Annotated in this window: 10 protein-coding genes and 1 other RNA gene; 1 reads left to right on the forward strand and 10 read right to left on the reverse strand. The window is 40.9% G+C overall.

Annotated elements, in window-relative coordinates; all coding sequences use genetic code 11:
• Positions 1 to 66 precede the first annotated feature (66 nt).
• The 6 genes from BVE84_RS01005 to BVE84_RS01030 all read right to left on the reverse strand — a co-directional run bounded on the left by BVE84_RS01005 (position 67) and on the right by BVE84_RS01030 (position 7,646).
• The gene (locus tag BVE84_RS01005) at positions 67 to 345 is read right to left on the reverse strand and encodes a PTS sugar transporter subunit IIB (protein ID WP_076995218.1); all 279 of its coding nucleotides are present in this window, start codon (positions 343 to 345) and stop codon (positions 67 to 69) included.
• Between the two features lie 143 nt (positions 346 to 488).
• Positions 489 to 1,940, reverse strand: coding sequence for a PTS ascorbate transporter subunit IIC (locus tag BVE84_RS01010; protein WP_076995219.1), 1,452 nt, complete (start codon positions 1,938 to 1,940; stop codon positions 489 to 491).
• A gap of 466 nt (positions 1,941 to 2,406) precedes the next feature.
• The gene (locus BVE84_RS01015; protein WP_076995220.1) at positions 2,407 to 3,756 is read right to left on the reverse strand and encodes a glucose-6-phosphate isomerase; all 1,350 of its coding nucleotides are present in this window, start codon (positions 3,754 to 3,756) and stop codon (positions 2,407 to 2,409) included.
• 921 nt (positions 3,757 to 4,677) lie between these two features.
• An RNA gene (gene ffs, locus BVE84_RS01020) (signal recognition particle sRNA small type) lies at positions 4,678 to 4,776 on the reverse strand.
• Between the two features lie 30 nt (positions 4,777 to 4,806).
• Positions 4,807 to 5,334 carry a tRNA adenosine(34) deaminase TadA gene (gene tadA, locus BVE84_RS01025; RefSeq protein ID WP_076995221.1) on the reverse strand — a complete coding sequence of 176 codons (528 nt, stop codon included), beginning with the start codon at positions 5,332 to 5,334 and terminating at the stop codon, positions 4,807 to 4,809.
• Between the two features lie 1,082 nt (positions 5,335 to 6,416).
• A complete protein-coding gene (locus BVE84_RS01030) occupies positions 6,417 to 7,646 on the reverse strand; it encodes an IS110 family RNA-guided transposase (protein WP_076995222.1) in 1,230 nt (409 codons plus the stop codon).
• 302 nt (positions 7,647 to 7,948) lie between these two features.
• Between BVE84_RS01030 and BVE84_RS01035 the strand changes: the two genes are divergently transcribed.
• Complete coding sequence (locus tag BVE84_RS01035) at positions 7,949 to 8,710, forward strand: trypsin-like serine protease (RefSeq protein ID WP_076995223.1); 762 nt, start codon at positions 7,949 to 7,951, stop codon at positions 8,708 to 8,710.
• Here BVE84_RS01035 and BVE84_RS11285 read toward each other — a convergent pair.
• From BVE84_RS11285 to BVE84_RS01055, 4 genes are all read right to left on the reverse strand, one after another.
• Positions 8,700 to 9,065 (reverse strand): type II toxin-antitoxin system RelB/DinJ family antitoxin, encoded by a 366-nt coding sequence (locus BVE84_RS11285; RefSeq protein WP_083708202.1) that lies wholly within the window; start codon positions 9,063 to 9,065, stop codon positions 8,700 to 8,702. The genes BVE84_RS01035 and BVE84_RS11285 overlap by 11 nt on opposite strands.
• A 384-nt stretch (positions 9,066 to 9,449) precedes the next feature.
• Positions 9,450 to 10,184 carry an amino acid ABC transporter ATP-binding protein gene (locus tag BVE84_RS01045; protein ID WP_076995225.1) on the reverse strand — a complete coding sequence of 245 codons (735 nt, stop codon included), beginning with the start codon at positions 10,182 to 10,184 and terminating at the stop codon, positions 9,450 to 9,452.
• A gap of 12 nt (positions 10,185 to 10,196) precedes the next feature.
• Positions 10,197 to 10,856 carry an amino acid ABC transporter permease gene (locus tag BVE84_RS01050; protein ID WP_076995226.1) on the reverse strand — a complete coding sequence of 220 codons (660 nt, stop codon included), beginning with the start codon at positions 10,854 to 10,856 and terminating at the stop codon, positions 10,197 to 10,199.
• A gap of 8 nt (positions 10,857 to 10,864) precedes the next feature.
• On the reverse strand, positions 10,865 to 11,671 hold the full coding sequence (locus BVE84_RS01055) for an amino acid ABC transporter substrate-binding protein (RefSeq protein WP_076995227.1): 807 nt from the start codon (positions 11,669 to 11,671) through the stop codon (positions 10,865 to 10,867).
• Between the last annotated feature and the right edge of the window lie 397 nt (positions 11,672 to 12,068).

Consider the following 12,068-nt stretch of genomic DNA (forward strand, 5'->3'; position numbering starts at 1 on the left):
CTATCAAAGAGCTTGGAAATGTTCGTCCCAAGCTCTAAACCGTTTCTATCCTACACTCAAAGAAGTTTATAGGACCTCTTGCAACTTTGTCTTAATTTCATTGTCGTCCATAAGGTTGTCAAGTCCGACTAATTTCCCATTGGTACGCCCTTGCAATTCATCAATTAGATGAATCGAAGCGATCACAATGTCATAGCCTGCCGCAAGACCTTTTGCCTCACCAACACTACAAGAATTAACCGTGAAATCACTTTGACCAAGATTACGAAGGGCATTTTCTACCTTCATCTTAATCACCATAGATGATCCCATACCATTTCCACATGCTGTTAATACTTTAACCATTTTCTTTTCCTCCTGATAAATGATGTTAATTTTTTAAAACTATCCATTGATTACTTGCTCGCGTTCTGTGTGCTTGAAACACCGAGTAACAAAACGCAGATTGCTCAGCAAAGTAAGAGAACTAGACTATCGAATAAACCGACTTATTCTTGGGCTTCCCCACGGTAATACGCTTCTTTATCCTTGGCTCTAGCAAATTGAATTTGTGGGATTGCAAGGAAGAACAAGCAAACCAAAACATATCCAATCACACCAAGCGCTTTGAAGAGATAACCAAATCCTAACCATGGTAATTCAAAGTCAATATTTCCATGGTAGCCGCCGTAAGCAGCTAGATCAAGTAAGGCAACGCAGGCTGCACCAAGTGCTACCTGAAGCACACCTGAGATAAAGGATAGGATAACCGCTGCTTTCCAGCCACCACGTTTATCCGCATAGACCGCAATCGCTGCATTGTCAAAGAATACTGGTACGAAACCGGTGATGATAAGGATTGGATTTTTGAACACAATCAATAACACGATGGTAATCAGCTGTCCAATCAAGCCAAAGGCAAAACCAGAAAGCACTGCATTTGGAGAGCCAAAACCGTAGGCTGCCGCAACGTCTACCGCTGGGAAAGAACCTGGAAGGAGTTTGCTTGAGATTCCTTGGAAGGCATTGGTCAACTCCGTTACGAACATCCGTACCCCTTGCATCAAGATAAAGAGATAAACAGAGAAGGTAAAGGCGGTCTGGATAATATACATGTAGAAATCTTGTTTTTCTGGATTGAAAGGTGTTCCTGAGGTGATGACTTCTTTATTCGCCATTACTTCTGGGCCTAAGACTAAGAGAATGGCACCGAAGAATACCAACATCAAAGTCGCAGAGGCCACTACGGTATCGTGGAAAATGGACAAGAATTTCGGCAATTTTAAGTTGTCCAAGTTCTCTTCTTTCTTACCCAATTTTCCAGCAACTTTATCAACAAACCAAATAGCAAATTGTTGTTGGTGACCGATGGCAAAACCTCCGCCCCCTGTCAAGCGTTGAGTCGCTTCCACAGTCATATTCGAGCTGACTGCCCAATAAAGACCACAGATAATCCCAATCGCTGTAACCCCAAATCCATTTCTCAGTTGAGGAATGAGGAAGAGGACCATCAACGAGATAGTCGCTGCTTGTTGGACCATGATATGACCTGTGATAAATAGAGTCCGAACTTTGGTAATTTTACGAAGAGCAACCAGCAAAATATTGATTCCAAAACCAATCAAGAGCGCTGTTGTTGCTGCCCCAACAAAGTCAGGAAACATTTCCTGAATCTTAGTGTTGGCAGCTGTCAGACCAAAGTAAGGGTCAATTACTGCTGCACCGATATTGAACTTAAAGTTGAGCGCTGCGAGGATTGGTCGGAAAGTTGTTACCAAGCCACCAGCTGCCACGTTCAAAATCATATACCCTACTGTAGCTTTGACAAAGCCTGCAAAGATATCATGACCTGGCTTTTTCAAGAGGGCATATCCCACAAGGACTAAAAGTCCGACGAAGAAGGCTGGATTCTGCAAAATATTTTGCGAGAACCAATTCAGAATGTTATTCAAAATCTCCATTCTATTTCTCCTTTTCTTTATTTTTGTTTTTCCTGTCTTCATTATATTATTTGTAAACGCATACAAAAAGACCAAATAAAGCACAGGAATGTGTTCACGTTTGGACTGTATGAAAAGGCAAAAAAAGAGGTCAAGACCTCTCAAGTCGACTCCCATTCATTTTTATCGTCTTTTGGCTTGCTTTCAGACCCTACATTCACAAGCAGAGTATTTATCCTTGCTTTCCAATTTCTTAGCTCGGGTTCAATTACAAGATACAAAAGGCGTATAAAACTCAAAGTAAACAATAGAAGTTTTGACGAGTGAAAAGCTCCAGTCGTGGTATTTACTCACTGAGACTCTTGACCAAGTATCCTTTTGATGTTTAAAGAGTATAAAGATTCCTTCAATAGTCTAAGGATAGACGATTGAAGGCTGTAGACAAAAAACCAGCCTTTTCAGCTGGTTCCTGTTTCTTATATAAGGATTAAAGACGAGCGTTCAACTCTGCTCCTAGTTCTTCAAATCCTGGTTTACCTAGCAAGGCAAACATATTTTTCTTATAGGCTTCTACCCCTGGTTGGTCAAATGGGTTTACACCATTGAGGTAACCTGAAAGGGCAATCGCTAGTTCAAAGAAGTAGATGGTGTAGCCAAGCGTAAACTCATCTTGTTGTGGAAGAGTGACGAACATATTTGGCACACCTCCATCTGTATGCGCAAGAAGCACACCATCCGTTGCTTTTTTGTTCACGAAGTCAACATCTTTTCCTTGAAGATAACCGAGACCATCTAAATCTTCTGCCATTTCTGGAATCAAGATATTTTTTCTCGGTTTGTCGATGCGAATAACCGTTTCAAAGAGGTTACGGTAGCCTTCTTGGATAAATTGACCAAGTGAATGTAGGTCGGTTGAGAAGTTCGCTGACGTTGGGTAAATTCCTTTTTGGTCCTTACCTTCTGATTCACCAGCTAATTGTTTCCACCATTCGCTAAAGTACTGCAAGGATGGCTCATAATTGGCCAAGATTTCTGTCACATAGCCTTTTCTGTAAAGAATGTTCCGAACAACAGCATATTGGTAGGCCTCATTTTCTGCAATCTTATCAGAAGCATAATCCTTACGAGCTGCATTTGCCCCCTCCATAAGGGCTGTAATATCTGCTCCTGATGCTGCAATCGGCAACAAGCCTACAGCTGTCAAAACAGAGAACCGTCCACCGACATTATCTGGAACAACGAATGTCTCCCAACCATTTGCATCAGCCTCTACCTTAACCGCTCCACGTTCACGATCTGTTGTAGCATAAATGCGCTTGTTGGCTTCGTCTTGACCGTATTTTTTTACGAGCAACTCTTTAAAGACACGAAAGGCAATCGCAGGTTCAGTAGTAGTACCTGATTTTGAAATCACGTTCACGGAGAAATCTTTATCTGCTACATAGTCAACCAAATCAGCCAAATAGCTAGATGAAATGGAGTTTCCAGCATATAAAATTTGTGGCGCCTTGCGCTCCTCTTTACTTTGTAGGTTTGCAAAAGAAGTATTCAAGAAATCAATCGCTGCTTTTGCACCAAGGTAAGAGCCTCCGATACCGATGACCACCAATACATCGCTATCTGATTGAATTTTTGCTGCCGCATCTTGAATACGAGCAAACTCTTCTTTGTCATAGTTTTCTGGTAAATCTAACCAACCAAGCATTTCAGCTCCAGCTCCAGTACCGTTACGCAAGTCCGTATCCAGCGCTGTCACTTGGCTTTGTAAAAAGTCCAATTCCGTTGGAGCAACGAATTGTCCTAAAACTTTTGAATAATCAAATTGGATATGTGCCATTGTAAATCCTCCATTTTTTCTATATAGCTAATGATAACGCTTTATTGATTTTTTTTCAAGGAAATTCTACGTTTTCATTTATTTTCATAAAACGACCGGCATATTTTCTTACAATTTTTGAAAAACTGCAGATTTTATCTTTCATATCTCTCATTGGCTCGCCACAAATGGCTAATACTCACTAACTATGGTTCTGCGATCTAGACTATCTCTTATTATGAAACCATCGTCGAGGTGTCATACTCAATAAAAATCAACAGTAGACTAGCTTTCATAATTGAGAATTGTGAAAGGTTGGACAGGAGATTAGCACCGCTCATTTCCTTATAATTGAAGCCGAAGGTAGTTGAAATAAGAGAAGATACGAGAGCGTTAGACACGAGTTTCACTCGTTCTATTTCCAACCTTCAACAGTCTATCCCTAGACTGTTGAAGCAACTCCTAGAAAAAATAGACAATCGAAGCGGCTTGTCTTGCAACCAATGAGATTGGTCTTTTTTTCAGTGAGTTGTAGCTCGAGTTCAATTACAAGATACAAAGGGCGTGTAAAAACCGACTGAAAATTAGGAGGCTGCCACAGTGTTCGATGAACACAAGAAAGCCTATCTTTTTTCCGAGGTTTTAGGCTGAACTCAATTCCACAAGATGTGAGGACGTTAAAAGGTCTAAGTGAAAATAGGAATTCTGACGCAGAGTCTAGAGACTCTAGGAAGAATTATCTTTTTCACACAGGCCTTAGTCCGAACTCAGTTATAAGATACAAATCCCGTGAAAAACTCAAAGTGAAAATAGGAAATACGACGAGTGAAAAGCTCCAATCGTGATATTCACTCCCCGAAACTCTTGACAACGTATTCTTTTGATTTTTAAAGAGTATCAAGGTTTGGAAACTATTTCTTATACCCAATGACAGTGACCAGATGGTTGTATCAAAAAAGAGCACACACCCGACATCGCTTAGGGCTGCTGGATTCCTCCCCTGACCCGCTTCACGCACAGATGTTGCTCCACCTATCATTATACCATAAATCTCAGATTGTGCAAGCATTACTATTTTAGTGACTCCATATCTGGCTGCTCCTCCTGCTTTTGGGCGTTCTTTTTCTTGCGCCCTTGGCGAAAAAAGGTCTGCAGGATGGTCGCACATTCACTTTCTAAAATCCCCGATTCAAGCCCGACACGATGATTGAGGCGTTCGTCTTGAAGGATATTGTAAAGACTACCCGCTGCGCCAAACTTCCGATTAGGAGCGCCATAGATAACCCGTGGGATACGCGCTAGACCGATAGCTCCGCTACACATGACGCAGGGTTCAATGGTCACAAACAGGGTCGTATCCAACAAACGCCAGTTAGCCTCCTGCTGATTAGCCTCTTGAATGGCCATGATTTCCGCATGCAGGATCGCTTGATTGGACTCTTCACGCGCATTATGTCCTCGTCCGATAATCTTACCGTCTTTGACAATGACACACCCTATCGGAATTTCATCTTTTTCCAAAGAACGTCCTGCCTCTTTTAAGGCCTCCCGCATAAAATATTCTTTTTCTTCCTGACTATAGTCGCTTCTTATTTCCATATCCGTATTATAGTTTTTTTAAACACTAATATCAATCAAAATTCTTCAATAAGTGGTTTTTATACTCAATAAAAATCAAAAGTAGACTAGGAAACGAAGGCGAAGGTAGTTGAAATAGTTGATAACTATTTCAAGTTGGAAATAAGAAAAGTCGTGACTTTTCTCAATAGTTCCCCCCTATTTCAAGGGAACAGGCTGAAAACCTCCACTGGAGCTTTTCACTCGTCAAGATACGAGGAGGTAAAACAACTCCTAGACAAAATAGAAAATGCGACGAAGAAGTAAAGGACGTTTGCTAAGGCAAACTTCTATTTCCCGCCTTCAAAGGTATACTATACCTTTGAAGCTAGGAGTATTTATCTTTTTGTCAGCGAGTTGTAGTCCGAGTTCAATTACAAGATACAAAGGGCGTGTAAAAAGCGACTGAAAAATAGGAGATTGACGACGTGTTTGTTGAACACGAGGAAATCTATCCCTAAAGGGATTCTCAGCTGTAATCAGCTAAAGCTGAAACATCTGCCTATCTTTTTTCCGAGCTTTTAGCCCGTGTTCAATTCACCGAGACTCTTGACGACGTATCCTTTTGATTTTTAAAGAGTATTAGGCTAGCTCAAAAACAACATACACTGTAATAGACAACAATAAAACACTCTAAACGTATTCAATTTTCTCATCTGACTAGATGGAGGAGTCTGGGGCAAAAGTCTCCTTGACTACAGCAAAAAGAAAGAGAATGGATGCCCTTGCTTTTTGCACCAATGAGATAGTATTGATAAAATATAGTTGTCGAAATCATATTAGAAAGGCTAGCTCATGCATAGTTACTATAACACAAAATTAAAATCAACGACTCACATCAAAACGTGAATCTCTGATTTTTTCTGATTATGGGACTTTTATCTCAGACCCTTTTATTTTTCAAAACACAGAAAACGCTTTATTTTTTATAGAAATAGTAATATGATAGAGATATCAAATATAAAGGAGCAAAGTTTGAAAAAAGAATAAAAGTTAATTGATTTATTATTTACCCCAATTTTGGGCACACTAAAAAGAGGTCTTAAACCTTAATTTTTAAAAACTTAACTAATATTGAATCCGTGTTGTTGTGCAAATCGAATAGCATCTTGAACAGACATTGTCTTGTCAGGGTTTCTAATTTCGGTTAAGCCTTGCAAGATTGGGTTATAGTTTTCTTTCTTAAGAAGCACTTGGTAGATAGCTACTAGAAGTTTACGGCAGATGGCGATAATCGCTTTTCGGTGTCCACGACGTTTCTTTAGCTTGAGATATTTGTTCCGAAACTCGAGATGTTTATCTGACTTGACAACAGCGTTAGCGATTTGTACAAGAAATGGTTTGAGGTATCTGCCACCTTTGGAAATGCGAGTAGAGTATTTCTTGCCAGCGCTCTCATTGTTGGCAGGGACTAGTCCCGCCCAAGAACAGAGTTTCCCAGTAGATTCAAAAGCAGACATATCTGCTCCAATTTCAGAAATGATTCTGAGAGCAGAGAGTTCATCCTTGAAACCAGGTACAGTTTGAATGAGCTTGACTTGTTCTTGGTATTCACGACCAAGTTCACGAATCATCTGTTCTAAGTCCTCTTTACAGATAGCGAGAGCATCGTAGTGGGCTTTGATAACTCTGATTTTCTCAGCTTGTTCAGGGGTTAAGTCGCCTTGTGTAGCGATTTCTAAGTCCTGAACTTTATCCGTCATTCTCTTGTGAACCAACTGTTCAATGTTTGGTTTCTCGTCTGGATTGTCAAGGATGCTCTTGATAATAGCTTGAGCGCTTTTTCCGAAGACATCGGAAACGACACTTGCAATCTGGAGGTTAGACCAAGTGAGGCAGTTCTGGTAACGATTTTTCTCGCTGACTTGAAGCTGTGTGAGCTTCATGCGGTAGCGGAAGAGGTCACGGAGTTGTCTAATTTTGAGAGGTGGGATAAAGGAAGAAGCAACGAGGTCATGCTTGAAGAGGTCGGCAATCCATTGTGCATCTTTTTTGTCGGTTTTCTTACCTCGAATAGCTTTGACATACTTAGGATGAGCCAAACAGATATTGGTGTGTCCTTCGAGGATATTGAAAACAGGAATCCAGTATTTACCAGTTGATTCCATACAGACATCAAAGCAGGAATAGTATTCTAACCAATCTCGTAGCTGAAGAAGTCCGTTCGTAAAGGTAGAGAACCGTTTACGGTGGTAGCTAGTGATTCCGTGATTGTCGGTGATAGCAATAACCGCTACGATAAAAGTTTTATGCACATCGATGCCACAACAATTTGGGTAAACAATTTTTAACATGAGGGGTCTCCCTTCACAAAAATTTGAGAAGAGCCTATCCCTTGACTGTTCCTCCCTTTCACAAACGAGTCGCTTATTCAATTATAAGTTTACGTGCTCACAGTCACAGTTAGTTGTGCTTGATGGGATGAACCACACCTATAAATATGCGAGGTAGTGGCTATACCACTCACTTACTCTCCTCCCCGTGATTTGTAGTTGTGATAGGTTTTCTCACTTTAATTATAAACTAAAACAAAGAGCATAGCACCTTTTCATTAGGTGTTGTGCCTTGAGTGAAACGAAAGGAATGAATTATAAATATGAAGAGGAAATTTTTTCTATCTCTTTTCCTAACCGTGTGTTTACTCGCACCAAGTCTAGTTTTTGCAGGCACAAGACAACCTGTGACTCCTAGGGAACAAAAAAACTTCCCTTACAATCTTACCTATTCTTGGTACGTGACAAAATCAGATGGTCAAACCATGAGATCAACAGGCACCTATATCGGGAATGGTAAATTCTTATCATCTGCTCATAGTATCACTGACAGAAGCGGGTACTATAATAGTAATATAACTGCAATATCACTTGCCCCAGATGCCAGTGAGTATTTTAAAGTCTACAGTCAAGGAAACAGCAATCCTTTTAAAATTATGCCTGGTTACACAGGTTTCGAAGACCTGAAAAACGACATTAGTATCACAGAAATTACAGAACCGATTTCTATCAATACTCGTACCAGACCTGCAAAGTTAAAAATTTATCAAAACTTAACTAAATTAGTCGGAAAAACAGTCGATACAGTCGGTTACTCAAGTCATACAAAAACTGATTTCACAAAAGCTAGAGGCAAAATACTTTCAGTTGCAGATGACGGAACTTTGATAGCTGATTTAGGAGCAGCTAAGGAAAATTCTGGATCTGCAGTCTATCTCAACGGAGAAATTATTGGCATCTTGACAGCTGGTACAGATGAATGTCGAGGACAAAACATTTGTAATCGTGCAACTATTACCCCTCTTACATTGGAGATTAAACAAAAACTACTTGATCCCAATGGCATTCCTAGTTCTATTGATTAGTAGTCAAAAAAGCACTTGTTATGATTAAGTGCTTTTTTAGCTTCCGAAACAATTCGTAAATTACTGATAGATGGTGGAATAAAATAAAAACCATATCTTCTCTGCTATTTACATCTAATTTTCGAGCAGTTGCTCCTTCTTTTACATACTGTTTCAGCCATAGTTTAGCAGATTCAAGCTCCTCATCTGATATGTAGCGTCCATTATTATCATAACATGTACTATCATACGCTTTCAATGTGAAAGGAATAGATTGCGTAAGAAACAGCTTAATAGCCGTTGTCATATCAAGACCCATGCTTTTATATAGTTTGGTCGCTTCCTCTTTTAATTCTTCATCAACACGAATAACAATCGGATAGTCAATAAAAATCAAAAGTAGACTAGGAAACGAAGGCGAAGGTAGTTGAAATAGTTGATAACTATTTCAAGTTGGAAATAAGAAAAGTCGTGACTTTTCTCAATAGTTCCATCCTATTTCAAGGGAACAGGCTGAAAACCTCCACTGGAGCTTTTCACTCGTCAAGATACGAGGAGGTAAAACAACTCCTAGACAAAATAGAAAATGCGACGAAGAAGTAAAGGACGTTTGCTAAGGCAAACTTCTATTTCCCGCCTTCAAAGGTATACTATACCTTTGAAGCTAGGAGTATTTATCTTTTTGTCAGCGAGTTGTAGTCCGAGTTCAATTCACCGAGACTCTTGACGAAGTATCCTTTTAATTTTTAAAGAGTATCTACTAATGGGGAATCCGAGATAAGAACTGCTTGGTTCGTTCTTTCTTGGGAGAAACAAACATTTCCTCAGGGCTTCCTTGCTCGACAATCTGACCATTCTCCATGAATATTACTCTATCGGCTACCTCACGAGCAAAGGTCATCTCATGGGTCACAACCACCATGGTCATCCCTTCTTTTGCCAACTCCACCATAACCTGTAAGACACCGCTGATTAGCTCTGGATCAAGGGCAGAGGTCGGCTCATCAAAATAGATGACCGCAGGGTTGCTAGCAATGGCACGTGCAATCCCCACCCGCTGTTGCTGCCCACCTGACAAGGCACTCGGGTAGGCATGGTATTTCTCTTTCAACCCCACTTTATCAAGGGCTTTCTTCCCTATCATATCCGCTTCGGTCTTGCTATATCCCTGCGCCACAATCAAGCCCTCCGTCACATTCTCCAGAGCCGTTTTATTGGCAAAGAGGTTGTAGTTTTGAAAGACAAATCCTGTACGTTTGCGAATCTCAGCTATTTCTTTCTGGCGAATGTTGGCCAAATCATAGCTCCTTTCACCAAATAGAAACTGACCACTATCTGCCCGCTCTAAAAAATTCATGCAGCGTAGCAAGGTCGTCTTTCCTGACCCCGATGGACCTAGAATGACTGTTACTGTCCCTTGTTTTACCTGCAAATCCACATCTCGCAAGACCTGATTCGCACCAAAAGACATGTTTATCTTCTGTACTTCTATCATCTTGTCCCTCCCTTAATAGACCTTCCATTTCATTTCACCGTAGGATTGCAACTTAGTCAAGACCGTTGAAAATAGTAGGTAGATCAAGCCAACTTCACAATACAGGGCAAACGGTTCATAGGTCCTTGCCGCAATCTGCTGGGTTGCCATAAACATCTCTAAAACGGTGATATTAGCTGCAAGCGAGGTATCTTTCACCAGGCTAATCAAAGAATTAGACAAGGGAGGAAAGGCTACTCGAAAAGCCTGAGGCAGTACAATACGTCTCATCGTCTGCGAGAAGGTCATCCCAACACAATAGCCCGCCTCCAACTGCCCTTTAGGAACTGATTCAATCGATGCCCGAATCGTTTCAGCTGCATAGGCTCCTGTATTGATAGAGAAAACGAAAACAGCCGACGGAAAAGCATCCAAGACCAGCCCCAGGCTCGGTAAACCGTAGAAAATCACGTAGAGTTGCACCAAAAGGGGCGTTCCTCGAATAAGCCAGATATAAAATCTAGCAAGCTGTTTCAGCACAGGAATCCGGGCAATCTGCACTAAGGCTGTGAATACTGCTATCAATAAACCGAACACGAAAGAGAGGATTGTTAGCGGAATCGTCACTAACAATCCTGGTATCAGTATCTGGCTAAATGAATCAAGAAGAATCTGCCATAATCTATCTGTCATAATGCCCTCTATTTTTTCACTTGTGAAACATCGTCACCGAAATATTTCTTGGATAATTCTGTCAGGACACCTTCATCTGCCAACTCCTTCAAGGCTTGATTGATCGCCTGAACCAAATCATCCTGCCCTTTGGCAACTGGTAGAGCTGTCTTTTGCACATCTTCTGACAGAGCTGCAACCTTGACCGGAGCTTCTGGATGTTGCTTGATGTAATCTAGGTACACGACATTGTCATTGAGTGTCACATCCACACGCTTAGAAATCAGTAGTTCAATCGCTTGTTGGAAACCGTCTACACCAACAATTTCAGCACCATTACTTTTAGCAACTTCAGCCCAATTACTGGTCAAGCTATTGGCTGACTTTTTCCCTTTGATGTCGCTAAAGTCCTTTACTGTCGTATCATCTTTGAGCGTAATCAAGGCACCATAGATATAGGTATACGGAGTTGTAAAGTCATATTTTTCCTGGCGCTCATCTGTCACACCGACTTGATTTGCAATGGTATCAAACCGTCCTGCATCCAGTCCTGCAATCATCGAATCCCACTCTGTTTCGATAAAGTCTGCCTGCACACCTAGCTTTTCAGCGACTCTTTCAGCGACTTCAACATCGTAGCCCACTAATTTTCCGCTCTCATCATGGTAACTATAAGGAGCATAGGCTCCCTCGGTCCCAACTTTCAATACACCTTTTTCCTTGATTTGTTCCAGTAAAGAACCTGTTGTTGCGAGCTGTTGTTGCGAGGTAGAACCACAAGCAACCAGTATCACACCTGCGACAAGTCCTACTGCCCACACTGCTAATCTTTTCATCCAACTTCTCCTATATTTCTAGCCTCCTACAAGGCCTGCCCCACATCCTCCTCACCTTCTGATACTCAATGCCTCCCCCATACGATACCATCTATGCTCCATGGTTCAAATGCACCATAAACACTTTCATAGGGTACGAACCAGCGACATTGATACCGACTGACGAGATTTTCATTGAGTATTGGAGGAGTTCTTCTTTATACTCTATAAAAATCAACCTCTGACTAAGCAATGAAACCGCAGGTAATTGAAAGATACAAAGCCCGTAAAAAACTCAAGGTGAAAATAGGAAATTTGATGAAGAAACTGGATTTTCTAGGAAAATTTATCTTTTTCACACAGAGTTTAGGGCGTGTTCAATTACGTAAGACTTCTCTCAATAGTCTCCTTTTATTTT

It is taken from the genome of Streptococcus azizii, from assembly GCF_001984715.1.
GTDB lineage: Bacteria > Bacillota > Bacilli > Lactobacillales > Streptococcaceae > Streptococcus > Streptococcus azizii.

What these genes read in the sequence shown, in the direction of transcription:
- BVE84_RS01030 (WP_076995222.1), bottom strand. Translation starts at nt 7,646, where the DNA reads ATGTTAAAAATTGTTTACCCAAATTGTTGTGGCATCGATGTGCATAAA.
- BVE84_RS01045 (WP_076995225.1), bottom strand. Translation starts at nt 10,184, where the DNA reads ATGATAGAAGTACAGAAGATAAACATGTCTTTTGGTGCGAATCAGGTC.
- BVE84_RS01050 (WP_076995226.1), bottom strand. Translation starts at nt 10,856, where the DNA reads ATGACAGATAGATTATGGCAGATTCTTCTTGATTCATTTAGCCAGATA.
- tadA (WP_076995221.1), bottom strand. Translation starts at nt 5,334, where the DNA reads ATGGAAATAAGAAGCGACTATAGTCAGGAAGAAAAAGAATATTTTATG.
- BVE84_RS01005 (WP_076995218.1), bottom strand. Translation starts at nt 345, where the DNA reads ATGGTTAAAGTATTAACAGCATGTGGAAATGGTATGGGATCATCTATG.
- BVE84_RS01055 (WP_076995227.1), bottom strand. Translation starts at nt 11,671, where the DNA reads ATGAAAAGATTAGCAGTGTGGGCAGTAGGACTTGTCGCAGGTGTGATA.
- BVE84_RS01035 (WP_076995223.1), top strand. Translation starts at nt 7,949, where the DNA reads ATGAAGAGGAAATTTTTTCTATCTCTTTTCCTAACCGTGTGTTTACTC.
- BVE84_RS01010 (WP_076995219.1), bottom strand. Translation starts at nt 1,940, where the DNA reads ATGGAGATTTTGAATAACATTCTGAATTGGTTCTCGCAAAATATTTTG.
- BVE84_RS01015 (WP_076995220.1), bottom strand. Translation starts at nt 3,756, where the DNA reads ATGGCACATATCCAATTTGATTATTCAAAAGTTTTAGGACAATTCGTT.